The organism is Embleya scabrispora DSM 41855 (assembly GCF_000372745.1).
Lineage (GTDB): Bacteria > Actinomycetota > Actinomycetes > Streptomycetales > Streptomycetaceae > Embleya > Embleya scabrispora.
The window spans coordinates 166,813-192,714 of record NZ_KB889664.1 but is presented as its reverse complement, the minus strand read 5'-3'; the positions used below and the strand labels follow the sequence as shown (position 1 = coordinate 192,714).

13 protein-coding genes and 1 pseudogene are annotated in these 25,902 nt (G+C 73.1%); 6 read left to right on the top strand and 8 right to left on the bottom strand.

Features of this window, described 5'->3' with window-relative positions:
• Positions 1–138: 138 nt before the first annotated feature.
• Positions 139–7,959, bottom strand: a complete 7,821-nt coding sequence (locus tag A3IC_RS55120) for a non-ribosomal peptide synthetase (protein WP_020551471.1) — start codon at positions 7,957–7,959, stop codon at positions 139–141.
• A 185-nt stretch (positions 7,960–8,144) separates the two neighbouring features.
• Here A3IC_RS55120 and A3IC_RS0118165 point away from each other — a divergent pair, with 185 nt between their 5' ends.
• Positions 8,145–11,726, top strand: a complete 3,582-nt coding sequence (locus A3IC_RS0118165) for a non-ribosomal peptide synthetase (protein ID WP_020551470.1) — start codon at positions 8,145–8,147, stop codon at positions 11,724–11,726.
• Positions 11,727–12,565: 839 nt separating this feature from the next.
• Positions 12,566–15,259 carry a SpoIIE family protein phosphatase gene (locus A3IC_RS0118155; protein ID WP_020551468.1) on the top strand — a complete coding sequence of 898 codons (2,694 nt, stop codon included), beginning with the start codon at positions 12,566–12,568 and terminating at the stop codon, positions 15,257–15,259.
• A 69-nt stretch (positions 15,260–15,328) separates the two neighbouring features.
• On the opposite strand, the gene A3IC_RS0118150 is transcribed toward A3IC_RS0118155, so the two are convergent.
• Complete coding sequence (locus A3IC_RS0118150; protein WP_020551467.1) at positions 15,329–15,637, bottom strand: hypothetical protein; 309 nt, start codon at positions 15,635–15,637, stop codon at positions 15,329–15,331.
• 108 nt (positions 15,638–15,745) lie between these two features.
• Here A3IC_RS0118150 and A3IC_RS0118145 point away from each other — a divergent pair, with 108 nt between their 5' ends.
• Positions 15,746–16,615, top strand: coding sequence for an amidohydrolase family protein (locus tag A3IC_RS0118145; protein WP_020551466.1), 870 nt, complete (start codon positions 15,746–15,748; stop codon positions 16,613–16,615).
• On the top strand, positions 16,612–17,613 hold the full coding sequence (locus tag A3IC_RS0118140) for an IclR family transcriptional regulator (RefSeq protein ID WP_040876781.1): 1,002 nt from the start codon (positions 16,612–16,614) through the stop codon (positions 17,611–17,613). The genes A3IC_RS0118145 and A3IC_RS0118140 overlap by 4 nt, the downstream gene beginning before the upstream one ends.
• Here A3IC_RS0118140 and A3IC_RS0118135 read toward each other — a convergent pair.
• Positions 17,610–17,963, bottom strand: coding sequence for a GNAT family N-acetyltransferase (locus tag A3IC_RS0118135; RefSeq protein WP_020551464.1), 354 nt, complete (start codon positions 17,961–17,963; stop codon positions 17,610–17,612). The genes A3IC_RS0118140 and A3IC_RS0118135 overlap by 4 nt on opposite strands.
• Positions 17,964–18,058: 95 nt before the next feature.
• Here A3IC_RS0118135 and A3IC_RS0118130 point away from each other — a divergent pair, with 95 nt between their 5' ends.
• Positions 18,059–18,550 (top strand): carboxymuconolactone decarboxylase family protein, encoded by a 492-nt coding sequence (locus A3IC_RS0118130; RefSeq protein WP_026218406.1) that lies wholly within the window; start codon positions 18,059–18,061, stop codon positions 18,548–18,550.
• Here the strand turns inward: A3IC_RS0118130 and A3IC_RS0118125 are convergent.
• From A3IC_RS0118125 to A3IC_RS55115, 5 genes and pseudogenes are all read right to left on the bottom strand, one after another.
• Positions 18,547–18,867 (bottom strand): annotated as a pseudogene (locus A3IC_RS0118125) (SDR family oxidoreductase); the annotation flags it as partial. The gene A3IC_RS0118130 and the pseudogene A3IC_RS0118125 overlap by 4 nt on opposite strands.
• A gap of 13 nt (positions 18,868–18,880) precedes the next feature.
• Positions 18,881–19,420, bottom strand: a complete 540-nt coding sequence (locus tag A3IC_RS0118120; RefSeq protein WP_020551461.1) for a UGSC family (seleno)protein — start codon at positions 19,418–19,420, stop codon at positions 18,881–18,883.
• 34 nt (positions 19,421–19,454) lie between these two features.
• Positions 19,455–20,540, bottom strand: a complete 1,086-nt coding sequence (locus tag A3IC_RS0118115; protein WP_158695994.1) for a hypothetical protein — start codon at positions 20,538–20,540, stop codon at positions 19,455–19,457.
• Between the two features lie 261 nt (positions 20,541–20,801).
• Complete coding sequence (locus A3IC_RS0118110; RefSeq protein WP_020551459.1) at positions 20,802–22,883, bottom strand: ATP-binding SpoIIE family protein phosphatase; 2,082 nt, start codon at positions 22,881–22,883, stop codon at positions 20,802–20,804.
• A gap of 397 nt (positions 22,884–23,280) precedes the next feature.
• Entirely contained in the window at positions 23,281–25,416 is a 2,136-nt protein-coding gene (locus A3IC_RS55115) for an MMPL family transporter (protein ID WP_020551457.1), read from the bottom strand.
• A gap of 233 nt (positions 25,417–25,649) precedes the next feature.
• Between A3IC_RS55115 and A3IC_RS0118095 the strand changes: the two genes are divergently transcribed.
• Positions 25,650–25,868 carry a hypothetical protein gene (locus tag A3IC_RS0118095; protein WP_020551456.1) on the top strand — a complete coding sequence of 73 codons (219 nt, stop codon included), beginning with the start codon at positions 25,650–25,652 and terminating at the stop codon, positions 25,866–25,868.
• Positions 25,869–25,902 lie beyond the last annotated feature (34 nt).

Sequence of the window (25,902 nt, the reverse complement as noted above, 5' to 3'; positions counted from 1 at the left end):
GCAGGTGTGCGGTGTCGGCGGTGAGTTCGCGCGGGGCGACCATCGCGCGCACGGTGGGCGGGGCGTGCTTGAACGCCTCGCGCCGCCACAGCGCCACGGGGGTGTGGGTCGGGCGGTCGTTCGAAGGGTTGAGCTCGCTCACGTCGTCCGCCCCGTGTCCGTGTCCGTGTTCGGTCTGTTCGGTGTGGTCGTCTCGGTGCCGGCGGTGGTCGTGGCGCCCGGGATGCGGGCGGCCGTCTCCGCGACCCAGGTCGCGAGCAGGCGGCGTGCGTCGTCCGGGTCGACGGTCGGTCCGGCGCACACGGTGAGCCGGCATCGGGTGCCGTCCTCGTCCGCCGTCACGGCGACCGCCGCGTCCAGGGGCCAGCGCGTACTCACCGCCGAGGGCACGTCATCGGCCCAGCCGTGGGCGGGCGCGTCCCGCAGCACGATCTCCGCGCGGGCGATCCGACCCAGCACCCGGGCACCGGATCGGCTCCCGTAGCGCACCCGGGCATAGCCGGCACCCCGCAGGTCGGCGGCGTCCGGGTCCGGCCCGAGGCGCCCTCGGCTGATGGTGAGGGGGTAGACGTAGGCGAACGAGCCCATCGGAGCCGCCGATTCGGGCGCCCGGCGCCGGTGCGGGTCGACCAGCCGGTCGATCAGCAGCTTCTCGACGTCGGGGGTGCGTGCCCGCAGTGCGGTCAGGAATGCCTGGCAGGCGGCGGCTCGGACGGCCTCGGTCGGAGCGGCGGCGTTGGCGTTGGCGGCGCCAACGTCGTGGCCGGTGCCGGTGCAGGTGAGGACGGTCGCCAGGAACAACGTGCGGCGGCCCGAAGCCGCGCCTCGTAGGGCCCGCGCCGGCGTCGCGTCGCGCAGTTCCTCGACCCAGGTCGCCTCGTCCGCATCGACCCGAGCGACGCCGACCGGCACCACATCGGACGGCTCCGCATCCGACGACTCCGCATCCGACGACTCCGCATCGGACGGCTCGGCAGTGGGCGCCGCCCCCCATGGCCGCGTCCCCCCCAATACGGCGACCAGTTCGTCCGCTACCCGCTCGACCGCCGCCGCGTCCAGCACCAGCGCATGCGCCACCAGCAACAGGCGTTCCGGCATCAGGGTCACCGCCAGCGTCGGCCCGCGGGTCACGTCCAACGCGGCCATGGCCCGCCCGAGTTCCTCGGCCGTTCCGCCCGGCGGGCTCGCGACGACGCGCACTCTCGGGCTCGCCTCGGCAACCGAGGTGGTACGCCACAGCCGCTTGCCGACCGTCTCGATCCGCAACCGCAATGCCGGGTGTCGACGGACGAGTTCGGCGACGGCACCCTCCAGCAGGTGGCCCCGCTCGGCGGCGACCGGGCGCACGGCGCACACGTGATGCCCGTTGGGCCCGGTCCCGCCGTCGCGGAACACGTGCGACAGCGGCGGATCGGTGAGCACTGCGGGTGCGGGCGCCGCCGGCTCTGCGCGCTCGCGTCGGGCGACCCGGGCGAGCGCGCCTGCGCTCTGGTGCCGGAAGACGTCCTTGACCGTGAACCGCAACCCGATCGACCGGGCCTTGGCCGCCACGAGCGTGGCCCCGATGCTGTCGCCGCCCAGCGCGAAGAACCCGTCCCGCACGCCGACCCGGTCCACGCGCAGCACCTCGGCGAAGATCCGGGCGAGTTCGGCCTGCGCGCCGTCGCTCGGCGCGGGGTCCGGGGTGCGCGCTGCGACGGCCGGATCGGGCAGCGCGGCCCGATCGAGTTTGCCGTTGGGCATCAGCGGCAGTGCGGGCAGGACCACGATCGCGGCCGGAACCAGGTGTTCGGGCAGTCGATCGGCCAGTTCGCCGCGCAGCGCCTCGGGATCCACGGTGGCCGTCGCCGCGGGCACCACATGGGCGACCAGGATCGGCGCGCCGGTCGGCCCGGGCCGAGTACCGACCACGGCGGCCGCGAGGTCGGCCCGACGAGTCAGGTGCGCCTCGATCTCGCCCGACTCGATGCGCACGCCGCGCAGTTTGATCTGGTGGTCGGTCCGGCCGAGGTAGACCAGGGCGCCGTCGGCACGCCGGCGCCCCAGGTCTCCGGTGCGATACATCCGGGTGCCGGCGGGTCCGTACGGATCGGCGACGAAGCGTTCCGCGGTCTGACCGGGGCGGTGCAGGTATCCGTCGGCGAGTTGGGCACCGGTCAGGTACAACTCGCCCGGCAGTCCGATCGGCGTCGGGCGCAGCCGGGCGTCGAGGACGAGGGCGCCTGTGTTCCAGACCGGGCGTCCGATCGGCACGACGTCCGCGTCGAGGCCGGCCTCGGGGTTCCACGCGGTTGCGGTGATGGTGGCCTCGGTGGGCCCGTAGGTGTTGTGCGGCAGCAGGCCGAGCACGCGGGCACTGCGATCGGCGGTGGCCGGCGGCAGCGCCTCACCGCCGCACAGGAGCAGTCGCAACGGCGTTGTGCGCGTGGCGGACGCGGCTTCGACGGTGTCGAGGACCGCGTCCAGCATCGGCGGAACGAAGTGCGCCACGGTGACCGCGTGGGTGTCGACGAGTGCGACGAGGTGGGCGGGGTCGCGGTGTCCGTCGGGTGCGGCCAGGACGACGGTGGCGCCCTCGCACAGTGGCCAGAACAGCTCCCACAACGACACGTCGAACCCGATCGGCGCCTTGTGCAGCATCCGGTCGGCGCTGGTGAGCGCGTATTCGCCCTGGGCCCAGGCCAGTTGGTGGGCCAAGGCGCCGTGCGTGACGAGCACGCCCTTCGGTCGACCGGTCGAGCCGGAGGTGTAGAGCACGTAGGCGGCGTGCGCGGGGCGTGGCGGCCCTGTCGGGCCCGCGACCGTGGCGACGCGCTCCGCCGGGACACCGGCCTCCGACGGGTCGCCGGGCCCTGCCGGGACACCGGCCTCGGCCGCGTCGCCCGGCCCGTTCGCCTCGCCGGTGAGCACGATGACCGGCCGCCCCCAGGGCCGTTGTGCGTGCGCGGAGTCGGTGAGCACGAGCATGGGCCGAGCGTCGGCGATCGTCTCGGTCAGGCGCACCGGCGGGTCCTCGGGATCGAGCGGTACGTAGGCCGCGCCGCTCGCGAGTACCGCCATCAGGGCGACGACCAGGTCGGGCGAGCGCGGCAACGCGACGGCGACCAGCGTGCCCAGCCCGGCACCGGCGCCGATCAGCCGCCGGGCACCCGCCACGACCCGGGCGGACAGGTGCCCGTACGTGGTCACCGTGCCGTCGGCGGCGATCAGGGCGGGTGCGTGCGGGGTGCGGCGGGCCTGCGCGGCGAGGCGTTCCACCACGGTGGTGGTGGGCACCTCGTGTGCGGTGGCGTTGACCTCGTGGACGAGCAGCCGGCGTTCGGCGTCGGTGAGCAGGTCCAGGCTGCTCAGGCGCGTGTGCGGGTCGGCGAGGACATGCGCGAGCAATCGGTGCAGCCGCTCCAGGAGCGCGACGACCGTGGCGTGTTCGAACAGGTCGCACGCGTAGCCGGCGTGGATCCGGATGCCGTCGCCGGCCGATTCCACGAACCGCAGGTCGAGGTCGAACATCGCCGCGCCCGTGCCCGGCGCGAAGGGCTCGGCGGGTATCCCGGGCAGCGTGAGGTCGATCTCCTCGGCGCGGTGAAGGGTGAGGGTGGCCTGGATCAGCGGATGCCGGGACAGGGTTCGGGTGGGCCGCAGTCGGTCCACGACCCAGTCGAAGGGCACGTCGGCGTGCGCGAAGGCGGCCAGGTCGCCGTTCCCGGTGCGGTCGAGGAGTTCGGCGAAGGTCGGGTCGCCGCCGACGTGCGTGCGCAACACGACGGTGTTGACGAACAGGCCCACCACGCTGTCGAGATCCTCGTCGGTGCGGCCCGCGACGGGCGCGCCGAGGAGGATGTCCTCGCCCGCGCCGAGATGGTGCAGGAGGGCGACGACGGCCGCGTGCAGGGTGGTGAACACGCTTGCGCCGGTGGCGTGTGCGAGCTCGCGCAGGGTGTCGACGAGGTCGGCGGGCAGGGCGTGTTCGGCACTCGCGCCGCGATGGCTGCGCTCGGTGGGACGCGAGCGGTCGGCGGGCAGCGCCAGTTCCTCGGGAGCGCCGCTCAAGGCGGCCTCCCAGAAGTCGAGTTGGCGTCGCGTGAGGGCGGTGGGCGTGTCGCGACCGCCGAGGATCGTGCGCTGCCATGCCGCGTATGAGCCGTGTCCGGTGACCGGTTCGGGACGCAGCGGCGGCCGTGTTCCCGCGGTGCGCGCGGCGTAGGCGGCGCCGAGGTCGGCCAGCAGCGGTCCGAACGACCAGCGGTCGGCCGCGCTGTGGTGCAGCACCAGGAGCAGGACGCTCTCGTCGTCGGGGGCGCCGACGAACAGCGCGGCCCGAAGGGGTGGATCGACGCCGATGTCGAAGGGCCGCGCCGCGAGGGCGGCCACCTCGGCCCGGACCTGCTCGGGCGAGCGGACGAGCGCCGTCACGACGGCGCGGTGCAGCCGGGCGTGTGCGGCTTCGGGCGTGAGCACCTCACGCACGGGCGTGCCGTCGACACCCGGTACCAGAAGGGTGCGCAGGCTCTCGTGGCGTGCGACCACGTCGTGCAGCGCCGCGCGGATCGCCTCCGGGTCGAGTCGGCCGCGCAGCCGCAGGCCCAACGGCAGGTTGTAGGCCGCGGACGGCCCACGCACCTGTTCCTCGAACCACAGGCCGACCTGCGCGAACGATGCGGGGGCCGGCTGCGGTACGGCGATCTCGCGCACGCGTGGGCGCACCGGTTCGGCCGTGTCGACCAGGCGGGCGAGCGCGGCGGGTGTGGGTGCGTGGAAGACGTCGGGCACGCCGAGTTCGACCGCGAAGGTGCGGCGCAGCCGGTTCGCGAGCCGCGCCGCGAGCAGCGAGTGCCCGCCGAGCGCGAAGAAGTCGTCGTCCGGGCCCACGTCTTGCGGTGCCAGGTCGAGGAATTCGGCGAAGATCGCGCACAGGGCGCCTTCGCGCTCGTCGGCCGGCGCGCGGGTCGGCGCGGTGGTCGTCTGCGGGGTGGGCAGCGCGGTCCGGTCCAGCTTGCCGTTGGGGTTGAGCGGGAACGCGTCCAGGACGACGTACGCGTCGGGCAGCAGGGGCGTGGGCAGGGCGCGGGCGAGATCGGCACGCACCGCGTCGAGGTCGATGGAGGTGCCCGGAGTGGGGACGAGATAGGCGCACAGGGCGGTGGCGGAGCGGATCGCCACCACGAGCGCGCGGGCGATGCCTTCGTGGCGCAGGAGGCGGGCCTCGATCTCCCCGGGTTCGATCCGCACGCCGCGAATCTTGATCTGGTGGTCCGCTCGACCCAGGAACTCCAGTTCGCCGTCCGATCGGCGACGCGCCAGGTCGCCCGTGCGGTAGAGCCGGCTTCCCGGCGGCCCGTACGGGTCGGCGACGAATCGTTCGGCGGTGGCGGCGGGGCGGCCGAGGTAGCCGCGGGCGAGGCCGTCGCCGGCGAGGTAGAGCTCGCCCGGAACTCCGATGGGCGCCGGACGCAGCGCGGCGTCCAGTACGTGGGCCCGGGTGCGGGCGATCGGCCGGCCGATCGGCACGGTCGGCGACGCGCCGGCGGTGGTCGGCGTGTGCATGTGCGCGAGGCTGTCGCCGGCCGCTTCGGAGCAGCCGTACAGGTTGACCACGCCGGCGTGCGGCCACCGGGCGACGACGGCGTCGGCCAGGGCCTTGGGCAGGGTCTCGCCGGAGCAAATCCAAGTGTGCACGCTGTCCAGGGCGCCGGGCGGTGCGGTGTCGAGGAGGGTCTCCAGCAGGCTGGGGACGACGGTGAGCACGCCGGCGCGGCTGCGGTCGGCGAGTTCGGCCAGGCGCGCCACGTCGCGGCCGGTGGCGTCGTCGGCCAGGACGAGGGTGTCGCCGGCGACGAGGGCGCCCAGGAGTTCGGTGCTGCCGTCGATGAAGGCGAGCGCGCTCTTGGCGAGGCGTACGCCGGTGCCGGGCGCCGGCGACAGTGCGGTGCGGCCCCAGCGCAGTCGGTTGGTCAGGGCGCGTTGGGTGCCGACGACGGCCTTGGGGCGGCCGGTGGAGCCGGAGGTGAACACGACGTAGGCGGGGGTCTGCGGATGGATCGGCGGGCGGCCCCGGCCGGGGTCGACGGGTGGGGCCGGCAGGTCGTCGACGCGCAGGACGCGCACGCTGTCGGCGGGCGCGGTGTAGTCGGCGTCGCAGACGAGCAGGTCGGGTGCGGCGTCGGCGAGCATCGCGGCGACGCGCTCGGGTGGGTGGGTGCGATCGAGCGGCAGGTAGGCGGCGCCGATGCGCAGGGTGGCGAGCAGGGTCGCGACCAGGTCGGCGGTGCGCGGCAGGGCCAGGGCGACGACGGGTTCGGCGCGGGTGACGCCCGTGTGCAGGGCGGCGGTGAGGCCGGCGGCGATGCGGTCGGCACGGGCGTCCAGGTCGGCGTAGGTCCAGGTGGTGTCACCGGCGCGGACGGCGAGGGCCTGCGGACGCTCGCGGATGGCGGCCTGGACGAGTTCGGCGACGCCACCGGCGGGGAAGTCCTCTGCGGTTTCCCGGAGTTGCTCGGGTGTCTCGGCCTGCGGGGTCGGCGGGGTCGTGTCGAGCAGGGCGAGGGGCGTGTCGGGCCGGGCCAGTGCGGCGGTGAGCAGGCTTTCGAGGTGGGCGAGCAGGCGCTCGATCGTGTCGGGCTCGAACAGCGGTGTGCGGTAGGTCGCCTCCACGAGCAGGTCCTCGTCCCGGAGGAAACCCTCCAGAGCGAGGTCGAACTGGGTGGTGCCGTTGTGCACGTGGCGCCAGGAGGTGTCCAGGCCGGGCAGGTCGAGGTCGCCGAGTTCCCGGGTGAGCAGGCCGAACATCACGTCGAACAGCGGTGGTCGGCCGGGGCGGCGGGGCGGTCGGACCTCGTCCAGGACCCGATCGAAGGGCACGTTTTGGTGTTCGAAGGCGTCGGTGCATACGTCGCCGAGCCGAGCGGTGGCCTGACGGAAGGTCAGTTGTCGGTCGTCGTCGCGGAGATCGGCGCGCAGGACGACGGTGTTGCCGAAGTTGCCGATCAGGTCGGCGGCGTGCGGGTCGGTGCGGTCCATCACGAGCGTGCCGATCGGCAGGTCGGTGGCCCCGGTGTGGCGCCGGAGCACGGCGGCGAACGCGGTGAGCACGACGGTGAACGCGGTGACTCCCGCGCCGGCGGCGAACTGGCGGATCAGGGCTGGCAGTTCCGGGTGCAGTCGGCGTACGTACCGGCCGCCGCGTTCGTCCGGCGCCGGCGTTCTGGGGCCGTCGGCAGGCAGGTCGGGCGGGATGGGCCGCGGGGTCAGGCGTTCGCGCCAGAACTTCGTGCCGGCCTCGTCGAGGGGCCGGGTGTGCGCCCACGCGGCGATGTCGGCGTACTGCACGCGGGGCACGGTCGCGGTGAAGGCGCCGTCCGGCCCGGCGGCGCGTCGGTAGAACGCGGCGAGATCGCGTGAGAGTACGCCCCACGTTCCGCCGTCCCACGCGATGTGGTGCACGACCTGCACGAGTGCGTGGTCCGCGGGCCCGAGGACCAGGAGTTCGTAGCGCACGGACCGTTCCCGGGCCAGGTCGAACGGGCGCGCCGCCAGGCGCCGTGCGGACCGGTCGGCCTCGGCGTCCCGGCAGTCGACCGGCAGGTGGGTCAAGTCGCGGACCGGCAGCGGGTTTTCGGGCGGGTCGGCGATCGTCTGGTACGGCACGCCGGTGGGGTCGGCGTGGTAGGTGGTGCGCAGGATCTCGTGGGTGCGCAGGAGTTCGCGGCCGGCCACGCGCAGGGCGACGACGTCGAGCGGGCCGCGGATGCGGATGAGCAGGCAGCCGTTGTAGGACGTGCTGTCGGGGTTGGCCTGTTGGTGCAGCCACAGGCTGTGCTGCACGGCGGACAGCGGCGCGGGGGCGGTCCGGTCGCGGGGGCGGATGCCGTCGGCGGGCGTGTCCGGTCGCATGCCCGCTTCGGCCAGCAGCCGTCGGATCAGTTCTCGGCGGCGTTCGTCGGCCGGGTTCGCACTCGTCAAGGCGTGGCCCCTTCGGCGCCGGCTCCGTGGAGCGGCGAACGGTCTTGAACGGTCGAAAAGCCTTGCCTGACTTAGGTTTGCCTACCCTATATTTGTGACGCTCGAGGTGAGTGTCAAGAACGAGTCGCCGCGGCGACGCCCGCACTCGCGTCCTGCGGACCCATTCGCGAACGAAGGAGAACGGCGTGCGGCTGACCGTCGAGGACGTCCGACGCGACGTGGCGCAACTGCTGGAGGTGGCACCGGAGTCCCTGCGCGACGAGGACGATCTGATCGCTCTCGGGCTCGACTCGCTGCGGCTGATGCGCCTGGCCGGCGGCTGGCGCCGCAGCGGCGCCCGGGTCACCTTCGCGGACCTGGCGACCGTCCCGACCGTCGCGGCGTGGATCGCCCTCCTCGACGGCCCCACCGAACAGCCGCCGACCGCACCGCAATCCGAAGCCGGGGCCGGCCCGGGGAGCGAACCCGCGCCCGAACCGCGGACCGAACCCGGGGCCGGCCCAACAACCGAACCAACCTGCGACGACCGGCCGTTCCCGCTCGCCCTGATGCAACACGCCTACTGGATCGGCCGCTCGGAAGGTCAGACCCTGGGCGGCGTCGCCGCGCACCTGTACACCGAGTTCGACACCGCACCCGGCGACGCGGTGGACCCGGCCCGCCTGGCGGTCGCCGCTCGCGCCCTGATCGCCCGCCACCCCATGCTGCGCGTGCGCGTCACCGACGACGGCCGGCAGGAGATCCTGCCCACCGCACCCGGCGAGGTGCTGCGGGTGTTGGACCTGCGCGACGCGGACCCCGACACTCTCGCCGACCGCCTCGACCGCATCCGCGACGAATGCTCGCACCAGATGCTCGACATCGAATCCGGCCGCGTCCTCGACCTGCGCGTGACCCTGCTGCCCGACGACCGCAGCCGGCTGCACCTGGACGTGGACATGGTCGCCGCCGACGCGCTCAGCTACCGGGTGCTGCTCGCCGACCTCGCCCGCCTGTACGCACACCCCCGGCACGCGCCGGCCGAACTCGGCTACGACTACCGCAGCTACCTCGCGGCCCGTCCCCCGCTGCGCCGTGCCGCCGCCGAACGCGCCGCCGCGTACTGGCACGAGCGCCTTCACAGCCTGCCCGGTGCCCCCGAACTCCCGCTGCGCAGCCCGCGACCGGCCGACCTGACCCGGGTGACCCGGCGCCACCTGTGGCTGAACCCCGAGGAGCGCGGCCACTGGTCGGCCCGTGCGCACGCCCACGGGATCACTCCCGCGATGGCCTTCGCGACCGCCTTCGCCGGCGTCCTGGCCGGCTGGAGCGGCACACCCCGATTCCTGCTGAACGTACCGCTGTTCGACCGCGAGGACCTGCACCCGGACGTACCGCGCCTGGTCGGCGACTTCACCGGATCCGTGCTCCTGGACGTCGACATGTCCGAGCAGCGCTCCTTCCTCGACCACGCCCGCGCGCTGCAGACGCGCATGCACCGCGACGCGGCGCACGCCGACCACTCGGGCCTGCACGTGCTGCGCGACCTCGCCCGCGCCCGCGGTGAACAGGTGCTCGCGCCGATCGTGTACACCAGCGCGCTGGGCCTGGGCGAACTCTTCGACGCCGAGGTGCGCGGCCTGTTCGGCGAACCGACCTGGATCGTCTCGCAGGGACCGCAGGTGCTGCTCGACGCCCAGATCACCGAGGTGCGCGGCGGCCTGCTGGTCAACTGGGACGTGCGCGAGGACGCCTTCCCCGACAGGGTCGCGGACGCGATGTTCGCCGCCTACCGCGAGTTGCTCACCCGCCTGGGCTCGGCGCGGGCCGACTGGCGCGAGCCGATCGGCGAGTTGCTGCCCGCCGCGCAGCGGGCCGTCCTCGATCGCGTGAACGCCACCGACGCCCCGCGCTCCCACCGCGCCCTGCACGACGGCTTCTTCGCGCACGCCGCGACCCGCCCGCACGCACCCGCGCTCGTCTGGGGACCGTCGGACACCGACGGCGGCACCGTGTCGTACGGCGAACTCGCCGAGCGCGCCCTGCGCGTGGCCGCCGCCCTGCGCACCCGGGGCATCGGGCCCGGCGGCACCGTCGCGATCACCCTGCCCAAGGGGCCGGACCAGATCGTGGCGGCCCTGGGCGTGCTCGCCACCGGCGCCGCGTACGTGCCGATCGGCGTCGAACAGCCGCCCGCGCGCCGCGAACGCATCCATCGCACCGCGCGCGCCCACCTGGTCCTGGACGCCGACGGCACCACCGGCGGCTCGCCGCTCGCCCCCGCCCTCGCGCTCGCCGAGGCCCTCGCGCACCCCGCCGAAGGCCCTGTTCCGGTGGTCGTCGACGAGGAGGGCATCGCGTACGTACTCTTCACGTCCGGATCCACCGGCGAGCCGAAAGGTGTCGAGGTCCCGCACCGCGCCGCGATGAACACCATCGACGACCTCGTCGACCGCTTCGCGCTGGGCCGGGAGGATCGGGCCCTGGGCCTGTCCGCACTCGACTTCGACCTGTCGGTGTTCGACGTCTTCGGCCTGCTCTCGGTCGGCGGCGCGGTGGTCCTGCCCGCCGACGAGGACCGCCGCGAGGCCGGCCGCTGGGTCGATCTCGTACGCGAGCGGCACGTCACCGTCGTCAACTGCGTGCCGGCCCTGCTCGACATGCTGCTCACCGCCGGCGCCGCGGCCGGCCCGGCGGCCCTGGGCGCCGGCCTGCGCGTGGTGCTGCTCGGCGGCGACTGGGTCACCGTCGACCTCCCGGGACGACTGCACGCGCAGGCCCCCCACTGTCGCTTCGTCGCACTCGGCGGCACCACCGAGACGGCCATCCACTCCACCGTGTACGAGGTGCCCGCCGGCACCGAACTCCCGCCCCACTGGCGGGCTATCCCATACGGCACACCGCTGCGCAACGTGCGCTGCCGAGTCGTGGACGCGATCGGCCGGGACACCCCCGACCACGTGCCCGGCGAGTTGTGGATCGGCGGCGACGGCGTGGCGGCCGGCTACCGCGGCGACCCCGAACGCACCGCGGACCGCTTCCGCGAGGTCGCGGGGCGCCGCTGGTACCGCACCGGCGACCTGGCCCGGCGACTGCCCGACGGCACCCTGGAGTTCCTCGGCCGCGCCGATCACCAGGTCAAACTGCGCGGCTTCCGGATCGAACCCGGCGAGATCGAGGCCGCCCTCGCCGGTGTCGGGGGAGTCCGGCGCGCGGTGGCCGGCGTCCACGGGGGCGCCCTGGTCGCAGCCGTCGCCGCGGAACCGGACGTGAGCATCGACCGGCTGCGTGACGCGGCCGAGGCGTCGCTGCCGGCTCACATGATTCCCGAGCACATCGTCCTGGTCGACGAACTACCGTTGACCGCCAACGGCAAGGTCGACCGCCGCGCCCTGGCCCCGGTATGGGCACGCCGCCCCGCCGGTCCTCCGCCCGAGCCGCCGCGCACCGACCTCGAACGCCTGATCGCCTCGACCTGGCGGGAAGCCCTGCCCACCGGCACACGCCGACTCGGACGCGACGACGACTTCTTCGCGCTCGGCGGCGACTCGATCCTGGCCACGACCATCGTCGGCCGCCTCCGCGAATCCCTCGGCCCCGACACGGCGACCGTCCGCCAACTCTTCACCTCCCGCACCATCGCCTCCCTGGCCACCCACCTGCGCACCCACGAGCAGACCCCCGGCCGCCTGGAACACATCGCCCGAATCCACATCCAGGTCGCGGCTCTGTCCGACGAGGCCGTGGCCGCCGCCCTCGACGCACCCCACGACCCGCCCCCGGCCTGACCGCCGCCGACAACCCCGGCCGATCCGCCCCGGAGGCCGCATCGCCCTCCGTCTCACCACCCGCACCGCCCGGCTGTCGACGAAATTCGCGGCGCACGAGTCGCCGGACGTGCTCCTCCTCGGAACCCGGATCCGCAGCTCTTGCTCGAAAATGCGGTAATCCCGTGTCGCCGGCCCGGTCGGCCCCTACCGTGGTGTGGGTTCCGAGTGGGCTGCCGAAGCAGGGAGTGCGACATCCGGGTGAACGACCAGCCGGGAACGGACGCGATGCGGACGACCGACCTCCTGCGCGCCCCGGCCCATGCCCGAGGCCGGGGCCTGCCGTCCCGGATGTGGGCGGAACCGGCGGGCGGCATCAACACCGGCCGCCGGGCCGACGCGGACACCACCCGGCTGCGCGAAAGCGCCGGGACCCACATCGTCGAGGCCGACCATCGCGCCCACCGCCTGCGCCCAAACATCGGCGGAACACCGTCCGGTCGGCCCCCCACCGGCCACACCCGTAGGGTGACGGCAGCCACGTCCACCGTGCCGAACGGTGGGCCCGTCGCGGTCACAGGCTCCGAAGACCGCCCCGTGCGGGTCCGAGACCTCGCAAACGGGACACGGTCGGCCGCACTCGATCCGCCGGCCACCTGCTCGGTACCGGCGGTATCGGGCTCACCACACCTCGTCTGCGCCTTCGGTGGCGACATCGCCGTCTTCGAACGGCGGGCCCAGGGGGTGCTCGCGACCCACCGATGGCCGCGGTTCTCCCGCCCTGAACGGGCCGGCCGGCGCCGACCGCGCCGCCCGGCGCCCGTTGGTCAGACCCGGCCGAGCGGGGTAGAACGATAGACATGGCCGACACTTTCGGCCGGTTCCGGGGCGCATCGGTTCAGCCGCCGTCCGACAGGCGCCCGAGAAGCGTCGCGGGGCAGGTCTTCGTACTGCAGGTGGCCGTCGTGGTCCTGCTCGTGGCCGGCGCGGTGCTCGCGCTCGTGCTGCAGTCCCGGTACGACAACAACCAGGAGGCCCGGCAGCGGGCGATTTCCGTCGCGCAGACGTTCGCCCACTCCCCCGGCGTGGTGGCCGCGCTCGAATCGCCCGACCCCAGCAGCGTGCTGCAACCGCTGACCGAGGAAGCCCGCAGGGCCGCCGACGTCGACTTCATCGTGGTCACCGACACCCAGGGGATCCGCTACACGCACCCCAGACCGGAACTGATCGGGCAGCGCGTGGTCGCCACCATCGAACCGGCACTGGCCGGCCACACCGTCGTGGAGAGCGTCTACGGTCCGCTCGGCCACGAGGAACAGGCCGTCGTGCCCGTCATGGATGCCTCCGGCACGGTCCGGGGCGTGGTCGTCGCCGGCCTCAGGGTCGAGAACGTACACGGCGTGGTCGACCGGCAGATGCCGGTCATCCTGGGCACCGCCGCGGCCGGCCTCGCGGTGGCCACCGGCGGAACCGCGCTGGTGACTCGGCGGCTGCGCCGCCAGACCCACGGCCTGGACCCGGCCGAGATGACCCGCATGTACGAGCACCACGACTCGGTGCTGCACGCCGTCCGCGAAGGCGTGCTCATCGTCGACGACGACACCCGACTGCTGCTGGCCAACGACGAGGCCATCCGGCTGCTCGACCTGCCGCCCGACGCCGAGGGCCGACGAATCACCGACCTGCCGGGCCTCGACCCGGAAATGGCCCAGCTGTTGGCTTCCGGCCGGCCGATCAGCGACGAGGTCCACCTCGCACAGGGCCGGTTGCTGGCGGTCAACCAGCGGCTTACGAATCGTCACGGCGGCCCCAGGAGCACGGTCGCCACCATCCGCGACTCCACCGAGCTGATGGCGCTCGCCGGAAAGGTCGAGGTGGCGGGCGGGCGGCTCAGGCTGCTGTACGACGCGGGCGGCGCCCTCGGCACCACCCTCGACGTGGTGCGTACGGTCGAGGAACTCGCCGAGATCGCGGTCCCCCGGTTCGCCGACTTCGCCACCATCGACGTGGCCGACCCGGTCCTGGAGGGAGGCGAGCCGACGGGCAACGACGCGAAGATGCGCCGGATCGCCGTCCGCGGCATCCGCGACGACCACCCTCTGTACCCACGCGGCATGCTCATCGACTTCGTCCCCTCGACCCCGCAGGCACGCGGATTCGGCAGCGGCCGACCCGAGATCGTGGCCGATCTGTCCACCGCGACCGGCTGGCACGCCCAGGACCCGGAACGGGCGGCTGAGATCGTCGCGTACGGCATCCATTCGCTGATCACCGTCCCCGTCCAGGCTCGGGGCGCCGTGCTCGGCGTGGCCAACTTCTGGCGCCTGGAACGGCCGGAGCCGTTCGACGAGGAGGACCTGTCCCTGGCCGAGGAACTGGTCGCCCGCGCCGGGGTGAGCATCGACAACGCCCGCCGCTACACCCGTGAACACACCCTCGCGGTGGCCCTGCAACGCAGTCTGCTGCCGCGCGCCCTGCCCGAGCAGAGCGCCCTGGAGGTCGCCCACCGCTACCTGCCGGCGCAATCGGGGGTCAGCGGCGACTGGTTCGACGTGATCCCGCTCTCCGGCTGCCGGGTGGCGCTGGTCGTCGGCGATGTCGTCGGCCACGGCCTGCACGCCGCCGCCACGATGGGGCGGCTGCGCACCGCCGTGCACAACTTCGCCACGCTCGACCTGCCCCCGGACGAACTCCTGGACCACCTGGACGACCTGGTCGCCCGGATCGACCAGGACGAGACCGATGCCGCGGTCGGGACCGGCATCATCGGCGCCACCTGCCTGTACGCGATCTACGACCCGGTGTCCCGGCTCTGCACGATGGCCCGGGCCGGACACCCGCTGCCCGCGCTGGTCGACCCCGACGGCCACGTGCGGTTTCCCGACCTCCCGGCCGGGCCGCCGCTCGGATTGGGCGGCATGCCGTTCGAGACCGCCGAATTCGAGGTGGCCGAGGGCAGTTCGCTCGTGCTCTACACCGACGGCCTGATCGAGGACCGCGCCCGGGACTTCGACTTCGGCATGGAACTGCTGCGCCGGGCCCTGGCGCACGCGGGCCGGTCGCCGGAGGAGAGTTGTCGGGCCGTGCTGGAGGCGCTCCTGCCCGCTCGCCCCAAGGACGACGTGGCGTTGCTGATCGCCCGCACCCGCGTTTTGGGCGCCGACCGGGTGGCGGAATGGGACGTGCCCGCCGATCCGGCCGCCGTCGCCAAGATGCGCGGGGCGGTCTCCACGAAGCTGGACGAATGGCGGCTGGAGGATCTGTCGTTCGGCACCGAACTGATCCTCAGCGAATTGGTCACCAACGCCATTCGCTACGGCTCCGAGCCGATCAGGGTACGCCTGTTGCGCGACCGCACCCTGATCTGCGAGGTCACCGACGGCGGCAGTACCGCACCGCACATGCGCTACGCGGCCACCATGGACGAAGGAGGCCGCGGGTTGTTCCTGGTCGCCCAGGTGGCCGCGCGCTGGGGCACGCGTTACATCCCGGACGGCAAGGTCATCTGGGCGGAGCAGGCGCTGCCACCGCCGGCCGGCGGCGCCGAGACCTGAGCCGGCCCGGGGCGGGTTTCGAGGTCGGCGGCGGCGTGGGCGTAGCCGCCCCGCCGTCACCGGCTCCGGTCACTCGCCCGCGTCGGTCGGATACGCGATCTCGACGTGCCACTGCGCGCGGACGAGCGCGTTCAGGTGTTGTTCGGCCATCCGACGGGTGATGTGCTCGGGCACCAGGCAGGTCGGGCACGCGGTGGGGCCGGCCGTGATGGTCAGCGTGACGCCGTGGGCATCGGTATGGCTCACCTCCAGGCGGAAGTCGTCGGCGGCGAGCACCGTCGACAAGGGCGCCAGTGCACGGGTGATGTCCTCGCGGGACGGCGGCATCATGCTCTCCTTCTCGTGCTGCGCGGCATTGGCGGCGGCGGGCCTCACCATAATCGTGTTCGAAATGACGATCAATAGCGTCCGAGTATCCGAACACCAGGGCCTCCCGTAAGCGGTGCCGCGTTGTCCCCGACACACCCGGACTTCTAGAATTCGACTATGCGACCCGCCGATCTGACTATTCGGACTCTGCTCGTCGACGCCCACGTGCACGTGGCGTCGGCGGACCGTGAGCGCTTTCCGCTCGCGCCCTCCGGGGTCGGCAGCCCCTGGTTCCGCGCGGACGACGTCGGGGCCCGCGAGTTGGCGGCCGCGATGCGCGCGGGCGGGGTGCACCGCGCGGTGGTGGTGCAGGCGGTGGGCGCCTACGGATACGACTGCTCGTACGCGATCGACGCCGTGCGGGCCGACCGCGACCGGTTCGCCCTGGTCGGCGCGGTGGACATGGATTGCGCCGACCCCGCCGGCGCACTCGCGACCCTGGCCCGCGACGCCGGCGGACTCCTGCGCGGGGTGCGGGCGTTCGGCGCATACGGACACCGGCCACGCTGGCTGGAGGACGGGCGCGCCGATGAGGTGTGGGCCCTGGCGGGCGAAATCGGGCTGACCGTGGTCCCGGTGCTGTTCCCCGACGCGCTGCCCCGGCTGGGCGCGGTGGTCGCCGGGCACCCGGACGTCCCGGTCGCGCTGGACCACTGCGGCTTCGTGGACCTGACCGGCGGCACACCGTTCACGGCGGCGGCTCCGCTGTTCGACCTCGCCGTCCTCCCGGCGGTGCGGGTCAAGGTGTCCACGCACGTGTTGAACCTCGCGGCGGCCGAGGGCGATCCGGCCGATGTGGTGGACCGGCTCGCGCAGTCGTTCGGCGCGGATCGGATGGCGTGGGGGTCGGACCACCCGCAGACCGCCGGTTCGACGTATCCGGCTATGGTCGCCCTGGGCCGGCAGGCCGCACGCCGACTCTCCCCCGCGGACCGCGACGACTTCCTCGGCCGCACCGCACTCAGCCTCTGGTGGAGCGCCACATGACCATGCCCCAGCCGCCCCACGCGCCCGCGCAACCGGCCGCCGAACCGGGCGACCGGTCCGCCTCCCCGCCCACCGACCGGGTGATCGCCGTACTCGACCTGCTCTCGGCCCACCCCGGCCGCGAGTTCACGCTCACCGAGATCATCCGGCACAGCGGGATCAGCAAGGCGACCTGCCACGCGGTGGTACGCCGACTGGCCGACGCGCACTACCTGCTGCACACGCCGACCGGGTACTCCCTGGGACCGGCCCTGATCGCGGTCGGCCACGCGGCCGAGCGCTCGTTCCCGGCCGCGCGCGCCGCTCAGCACCATCTGGTGTCCCTGGCCGAGGAGTTCGGCGTACCATGCACCGCCGCGGTGCACGACAGCAAGACGATCACGGTCGTGGACGCGGCCGGGCCGCGCTCCCCCGGCGACACGTCCGGGGTCGGTCTGCGCATCCCCTTGGTGCCGCCGTACGGCGCGGTCCAGATCGCCTGGTCGGGCGAGGAGGAGATCCGAGCCTGGCTCGATCGTGCGCCGCGCGCCGACGACGACTTCCGGCATCGGCTGATCGGCGTACTGGAGACCATCCGCCGGCGCGGCTACGACGTGCACCGCGAGAGCACGGCGTCGATGCGGCTGCGCGAGGCACTGTACGGGCTGATGCGCGAGGACCTCTCCGCATCCCAGCAGGAGGCGGTCGCCCTGCTCTACACCGAGCTCAGCCACATCGATTCGCTGCCGGAACGCCTGGACGACCGCGCCCGCTACAACGTGAACACGATCTCCGCCCCCGCGTTCGACGCCGACGGGCGCACCTCGGTCGTGCTCTCCCTGCTGATGGCCAAGCCGCTGCGCGGCGCCGAGATCTCCCGCGCCGGCAAGCACCTGCTGGCGGCCGCCACCGACATCACCAGATCCACGGGCGGCCGGCCGGCCGAGCGCGACAACGAACCTCGGTACACCCACGGGCCGAAGCAGCGCCCCCGGCGAGGGATTGAAGACACGCCCTAACGAGGGGCCTCCTGCTTGGCGGCCTCGTCGAGCCACTGCAGGATCTCGGGGGTAACCGGGTCGGTGATGTCCGCGAACTCTTCGTGCTTGCCCAGGAATTGCTTGACGTACGGGCAGACGGGAACGATGCGCTTTCCGGCGGCGCGCACGTCGTTCAGCGCCTCCCGCACGAGCACGGAGGCCAGACCGCGTCCGGAGAAGGCGTCGTCGATCCTGGTGTGGTAGAAGACGCGCTGCTCGCCCCGGTCGCGGTACATGGTGAGACCGGCGAACGCGCCGTCGATCCGGATTTCGTAGCGGTGCCTGTCGGCGACCTGCCGAACGATGGGTGTCACGGCCTGATCCGTCATCCGCTTTTCCTTCCTCGCCAGAAAGTTCTACTTTCAACAATCACCGGATTGATGATAGGACGAGCGACGAGAGATCGCGCGATGAGGGAGTGCACGTGACGGAAGCGGCAGTGGCGACCACCGGTGGACGGGTGTTCGTCGACAAGCGAAGCCCGCGGGCGTACAAGGCGTTGATCGGGACCGCCGAGGCCGTGCGGGAGGTCGCCGCCGAGGCCGGCCTGGACCGGACGCTCGTCGAACTGATCAACATACGCGTGTCCCAGCTCAATACCTGCGCGTTCTGCCTCGACCTGCACACCCGGACGGCCCTGCGCGCGGGCGAGACGGCGCAACGGCTCGCGGTGCTGCCCGCCTGGCGCGACACCGCCTTGTTCAGCACCCGCGAGCGGGCCGCACTGGCCCTGGCCGAGGCCACCACGCACCCGGCGGACGCCGCCGCCCAGGAGAGCGCCTACACCGCAGCCCGGGCCGCCCTGTCCGACGACGAGATCTCCGCGGTGATCTGGGTCGCGATCACCATGAACGCCTTCAACCGGGTGTCCGTCATGAGCAAACACCCCGTACGCCCCGCTGCCCCGACACCCTAGCCGGACCCGAGCTCGCGAACTCGGCGGCGGGGCCTGGTGTCGCCGGTGGTCCGTCGGTGGAACGCGGGTCGATCCACGGTGAGTTCGGGGCGGTTGCGGGACAGGAACGCGCCCTTGTCGGACAGCACGAACCGGCCCGTGGTGTGGGCCGCGAAGTCGGAGACCAGCAGCAGCACGAGCCGGGCCATGTCCTGCGGATCGGACAGCCCGCCGAGCGGGATCGACGCCTCCGGCGCGCAGCGATACTCCCGGCTCAGCGCCGCCTCGACATCACGGGTCAACGTCGTGCCGGGCGCGACGGCGTCGACCCGGATACCGCGCGGGGCCCGGTCACGGCGCGGTGGGCGTGGTCGTGGCCAGGAGCAGCGCGTCGTCGACGGCCTCGGCCGCCATCGCGTCGAGTTCGGCGTCGGTCGACCCGCCGAGCGGGCCGCGCACGGTGAGGATCCGCGCCTGGGGCAGCCCGTACAGCGTGCATACCTGGCGGGCGATCTCGGTGAAGCCGGCGGTGGCCAGGAGCAGGGTGGGGATGCCGAGTTGTTCGAGTTCGACGGTGTCGTGGCTGCTCCAGGAGGTGCACGAGCCGCAGTCGGCGGACCCGGTGATCACCACGTCGGCGCTCTCGCGGATACGTTGCATCACCTCCGGTTCGGCGGGCAGCGCGGCACTGGTCTTGGCGATCTCCAGGGTGAGGCCGGCGCCGGTGCGTTCGGCGAGCAGGCGGGCGATGCCGCCCTGGATGTGGCCGGCGTGCGGCTTGAGGTTGTCCAGCACGGCGATGCGTTTGCCGGCGAGGACGTCGAGGCCGGGTGCCAGGTGCTTGGCGAGTTCGCCCACGCGGCCGGTGGGATCGATGATCGTGACGCTCATGGGTTGCGCTCCGTGGCGGGGAAGGCTCGGATGGTCAGGCCGTCGGGACGGTGACGCTGCGGGTCAGGCCCCAACTCGGGACCACGAGTGAGTGTTTGCCGGGCCCGCCGGCGACCAGGACGCGGATGTTGTCGGGGTTGTCGGTCATCGGCTGGAGGTCGTCGTCGCCGAGTGCGCGCATCCACGGCCGCCACAACACCGCGCCGAAGTGCGCGCGGAAGTCACCGGCACGGCGGCGGGCCTTCTCGAACAGGTATGCCTGCACGTCCTGGCGCGCCCAGCCCGCGGCCGCGAGCGTGGCGGCGTGTTCGGGGCCGAGCACGACGAAGTACTCGGCGCCGGAGACGACGGCGTTGTTGGTGCCGAACGTCGCCATGACGGTGGCGGCCTTGTCCAGGATGGGTGCCGGGTTCTCCCGGGTCTCCATGTCGTGCAGGTTGTGCGGGTTCTCCATCCCCGCCACCGTCACCGCGCTCGGCGCGTCCAGACCCAGCGAGCGCGGGTACGTCGGCCACGGGCTTGCGTCGGCGTTCTCCGCGAAGCAGAAGGTGTACTTCGACGGCTGGCCGTGGGTGGCCGCGTCGCCCATGCCCTGGTCGCCGACGCCGCGGGCGGTGCCGCCGCCGATGTGCAGGAGGGCCAGGCGCACCGCGCGGCCCAGGGTGGCGTTGGCCCGGTTGCCCGGACCCAGGGTGCCGGTACCGGCGTTGAAGCCGCAGCGGCGCACCGCGTCCCCGTGCACGAGGACCATCACCGACACGGGGTGGGTCGTGGAGTTGACGCCCCGCAGGTTGAACTCCGGTGCGCACATCCCGCGTACGGCGGCGACCAGCAGCGGGAGCAACTGCGGTGGGCATCCGGCCATGACCGCGTTCGCGGCCAGCACTCGCGGGGTGGCCTCGCCCAGGCGCGGCGGCAGGACACCGACCACCTCGTCGGGATCGCCGTCGTACCCGCTGAGCATCGCGTCCACCCGTGCCGGGGTGGGCGCGACGACGGGGAACCCGTCACCCCAGCCGCGTTCGGCGAGCAGCGCGTACAGCGCTTCGGGGCTCTCGTCGGCCAGCGGGATCGTCGCGGGGCCCGGCTCGCGGAGGGGCGTTTCGGCGTGTGCTGCCATCGGTTTCCTTCGGTCGTGCGGGGAGATCGGCTTGCGGGTGCCCGAAACGCGTGCGGCCGGGTCGGCCGCGAGGGCGCCCGCCGGGTCGCCGGCGAGCGCGACGGTCGGCTCGTTCCGCCGGGCGGGCAACGAGCACCTCCGCGGGTTCGGGTGGGGCCGCGAGTGGTCTCGGCCAGTGCCGAAGGTAGGCCGACGGGCCGTCACGCACAAGAGAAAGTTTCGAAAATTCGATGTAATCGTTCCGACTCTCGAACAGCGAGGTCAGTCGAGGTCCCATACGTCCGTGGCCGGCGAGGTCTCCTGCTCGGCCCAGATCGTCTTGCCGCTCTGCTGGTAGCGGCTCCCCCAGCGGCGGGTGAGCTGTGCCACCAGGAACAGGCCGCGCCCGCCCTCGTCGGTGGAGCGCGCGCGGCGCAGCCGCGGTTGGGTGTTGCTGGGGTCGGAGACCTCGCAGATCAACACGTCCCGGCCGCGGACGAGCCGCACGGCGACCGGGCCGTGTTCGCCGTAGCGGATGGCGTTGGTGACCAGTTCGCTGACGACCAGTTCGGTGGTGAACACGAGGTGATCCAGGTCCCAGGCGGCGAGTTGCGCGGCGGTCAGCTCGCGGGCCCGGGCCACCTGCTCCGGGTCGGCGGGCAACTCCCAGAGCACGCTGTCCCGGTCGGGCAGCGGGCGCACCCGGGCCAGCAGCAGGGTGGTGTCGTCGTCACGTGCTCCGGCCTCGGCGTCGAGCAGTTCGCGCCCGACCTTGCCCAGGTCCCGCCGGCCGAGGTCGCAGTGTTCGAGGCGGTCGAGGAGGCGTCGCATGCCCGCGGCGAGATCGTGGTCCGACCCGGAGATCAGGCCGTCGCTGTAGAGGACCAGGACACTGCCCGGCGCCAGGTCGATCTCGGCGATCTCGAACGGCATGCCGCCGACCCCCAGCGGCGGGCCGGCCTCCAACTCCACGAAGCGGGCGCGTCCGTCCGGTCCCAGGACCGCCGGCGGCGGATGACCGGCGGAGGCGATCCGGCAGCGGCTGGTGACGGGGTCGTATTCCGCGTACAGGCACGTGGCGCCGGCCACGTCGGCGGCGGCGCCCGATCGGTTCGGGAAGCGCTGGACCAGGTCGTCCACATGGGTCAGCAGCTCGTCCGGGGGCAGGTCCATGTCGGCGAGCGCCTGAACGGCGGTGCGCAGGCGGCCCATCGTCGCGCTGGCCTGTAGGCCGTGCCCGGCCACGTCGCCGAGCACGAAGGCCAGGCGCAGCGAGGACAGCGGGATCATGTCGTACCAGTCGCCGCCGATGCCGGCCGAGGAGGAGGTGGGCACATAGGCGGCGAAGGTCTCGGCGGCCGGTTCGTCGGCGCCCTCCTCGGGCAGGAGGCTGCGTTGCAGGGCGAGCGCGAGGCTGCGTTCGCGGGTGTAGCGGCGGGCGTTGTCCACGCTCAGCGCGGCGCGCGAGGCGATCTCCTCGAGCAGGCGGGCATCGCCCTCGTCGAAGGGTTCCCGGCGGTCGGTGCGCCACAGTTGCACGCTGCCGAGCACGTGGCCGCGCGCGAACAGCGGTACGGCCAGCAGGCTGTGCGCGCTCTCCGGCACGACGCTCGCGTCCACGGCGTCGGCGGGGAGCACCGCCAGTCGCGGGATCAGCAGCGTGGCTCCGCTCTCCATGGCCCGGATCTCCGGGATGTCGGGTGGGGCGGGCAGCCGTTCGCCGACCTGGGCCAGTGCCGCGGGCCATGCCTCGCTCGTGTGCGCCACCCCGGCACGAACCTCGGGCGTATAGCCGCTCGTCGGGTCCACCCCGGGTTCCTCGCCGAGCAGAACCGTCTCGGCCAGGTGCACGGCGGCCAGGTCCGCCAGGCGCGGCACGACCAGGTCCGCGAGTTGTTGTGCGGTTTCCGCGACGTCCAGGGACGCGCCGATGCTCCGGGCCGCTTCGCGGACCACGTCGAAGCGGGATTCGGCGCGCACCAGCTCGGTCGTGTCGTTCATCGTGACGAGCAGGCCGAGCGTGCGTCCCGCCACGCGCTCGACACGCAGGATGCCGAGGCCCAGGTGCAGGGGTTTGCCGTTCGCGGCCCGCGCGGTGAGCAGTTGCCACCAGCGCAGGGCCGGGACCACCGGGGACAGCGCCCCTTCGAGTGCGGACACCAGATGGTCGAGGCCGAGGGCGGTGAACACGGCCCTCATGTCGTCCCCTCGGCCCATCGGGGTGCGCGGGAAGTGTTCGGCGGACGCGTTGGTGGCGACGATCCGAAGGTCGGCGTCGACGGCCGCGAGGAGCATCGTGCCCTGGTCGAAGACGGCGTGCGCCAGCGGGCCCGTCCACTCCGCGGGCAGTTCGAAGTCGGACACGCCGTGACCGTCTTGCGTCACCCTTGATCCCTCCGCACCACATGGCAGATTTGCCCAGTATCTACCACTTGGGGCAGTTGTCCACACGGGTCCGGATCGAACCGGATCACGCTCCCGTCCCGGGCGCGTCGAGGCGGCGAGCCGCGGGATCGCACTCGGTCGAGCGGCCGAGTGCGGCGTCCCCGCCGCGCGGGCCGCCGAGGGCGAACCGGCCGCCCTGGTCCACGACTTGGGCATGAACTCGACCCGCCCTCGGCACGCCGCCCCGGCCGTCACCGAACTGAGCCTCGGCACAGGGCCCGCTGTCGCGCCCCGTGCCGAGGCTCCCGCCGGGAACACCCCCGCGCGACTTCCCGCAGAGCTCGGGCCGGCTGAGGACCACCCGCCCCGTTCGTCCTCACCGGCGCCGGTGGGTCGGCGGCGCTTCCGCGGTCCGGGTGCCTCTGCGCCACAGGGCGCTCGGCCACCACGTGCGCTCGCGCAGGTCGAGGATCAGGGCGGTGACGACCACCGAGCGGACCACCAGGGTGTCCAGCAGGACACCGAGCGCCACCGCGAATCCGATTTCGGCGAATCCGACGATCGGCAACGTGGCCAGTGCCGCGAAGGTGCCGGCGAGGACCAGGCCGGCCGAGGTGATCACCCCGCCGGTCGCCGCGAGCCCGGTCAGCGCGCCGGTGCGGGTGTCGGTGCGGATGCTCTCCTCGCGCACCCGGGTGGTCAGGAAGATGTTGTAGTCGATGCCCAGGGCGACCAGGAAGACGAAGACGAGCAGCGGGAACGAGGTGTCCTCGGCGGCGAAGTCGAACACGTGCCGAAATGCCAGTGCGCTGATGCCCAGCGCCGCGGTGAAGGACAACACCACGGTGGCGATCAGCACGACCGGTGCGACCACGGCGCGCAGGAGCAGCGCCAGGATGACCAGCACGACCGCCAGGATGACCGGGATCAGCAGTTTCTCGTCGCGTACCGAGGCCCGGTTGCTGTCGAGTTGGGCCGCGGTGCCGCCGCCCACGAGCGCGTCGGCCTGCGGCACCGCGTGCACGGCGGTACGGGCGTCGTCGACGGTGTCCCGAGCCGCGCTGCTGTCGGCGGCGTCGACCAGGGTCGCCTCCAGGTACGACCGCCCGGCACGCTCCGCCGGCACGCCCGGTGGCACCAGCACGCTGTCGGGCACCACACCGGGCACCGTCGCCAGCGACGCGCGGACCGCGTCCACCGAACGGGCGTTCGCGACCACCTGGAGCGGTTGCCCGGTACCCGCCGGGAAGTAGCGGGCCTGGACCTCCTGGCCGACCACCGAGTCGGGCTTGTCGGTGAAGCTCTCGGCGGTGGTGAGCCCGGTGGCGTTCAGGGCCAACAGACCCAGGGACACGGCGGCCAGGATCGCCGAGGTGCCGATCCACACGGCGCGCGGCCGGCGGGCGATGCGCCGGCCGATCCGGGCCCACCGGCCGGTCTCGGTCGGTTCGGGCGAGCCCAGGTGCGGAATGACGGGCCAGAAGATCCACCGCCCGACGATGAGCAGCACCGCCGGGAACAGGGTCAGCATCGCCAACAGGGCCACCGCGACACCGATCGCGGCGACCGGCCCGAGGCCGTTGGTGGAGTTCATCTCGGCGGCGAGCAGGCAGAGCATGCTGAGGATCACCGTCGAGGCGCTGGCGATCACTGCGGGGCCGGCCCGGTGCAGGGCGAGCGCCATCGCCTCGTGTCGGTCCTCGTGTCGGCGCAGTTCCTCCCGGTAGCGGGCGACGAGCAGCAGCGCGTAGTCCGTGCCGGCGCCGAACACCAGGACGGTCAGGATGCCCGCGCTCTGCGCGTTGACCACCAGGGAAGCGTGCCGGGCCAGTACGTAGATCACCGCTTGGGCGGCGAACAGTGCGCCGACCACGCAGAAGACCGGGACCAGGAGCAGCGTCGGGCTGCGATAGGTGAGCAGCAGGATCACCACGACCACGCCCAGCGCCGCGAACAGCAGGGTGCCGTCGATGCCCGCGAAGGCGTCGCTGCTGTCGGCGGCGACGCCGCCCGGTCCGGTGATGTGGGTTTCCAGTCCGGTGTCGGGGTGGGCGTCCACGATCGCGCGGATGTCGTCCACGCCATCGGCGATGCTGTTCCAACCGTTGTCGCCGAACGTGATCGGCACCAGGACCAGTGCGGCGCGCGGGGCGGCGGCGCGGTCGGGGACGGGGCCCTGCACCTGGGCGCCGACGACCCCGTGCTCGGTGAGGGTTCGCATCCGCGCGACGTCGGCGGCGATCGTCGCCTCGTCGGCCGGGGTCAGGCCCGACGCGCGGGCGTACACCACGACGGCCGTGACGTTTTGCGGCAGGAATGCCTTCGACTGGTCGACGACTTTGGTCGACTCGGCGTTGCCGGGCAACCACGCGGCGGCGTCGTTCTTCTCCGCGTCCATCAACTTGCTCGCCGCCGGCACGGCCACGGCCAGAACCAGGATCCAGAGCACGAGAATGATCCACTTCGCACGCCTGCCGCAGACCAGTCGCGCGGCTCGCCCCGCTCCGCCCATCCCCGACACCTCCACCGCTCGAACGTGTTCTGCCGTCGCCCGGAGCACTCTCCTCAGGATGGCATCGGGCATCGCATCACGCGTCCGCTGAAGCGCCGCCGGGCAGCGCGTGCATGGCCACCGGGCCCGCGTCGACGGCCCCTTTCGGACCATGCGCGCGGGCCGCCTCGGACGTCCCGGATCGGGTGTCGGCGGGGTGGCCGAATCCGCCCCGGTGCGCAACCGTGGAAGCCATGAGCGACAAGGCGCACGGCCGCTTCGACCTCGTGGTCGAGGCGTATCGTCCGGGTGATTCGTATCGGCTGGTGATGCTCGCCGACGGCACCTACCGACAACTGCACGACCGCCGCGAGTTGGACGAACTCGCCGCCCGACTCGGCCTCGACCCGGCCGATCGGGATCGGGTGGCCTGGGAGGGCGGCGACGAATGGCCGGCGGGCGAGGCGGGGTGACGGTACGAACACGACACGGCGGGTGGCCGCACGT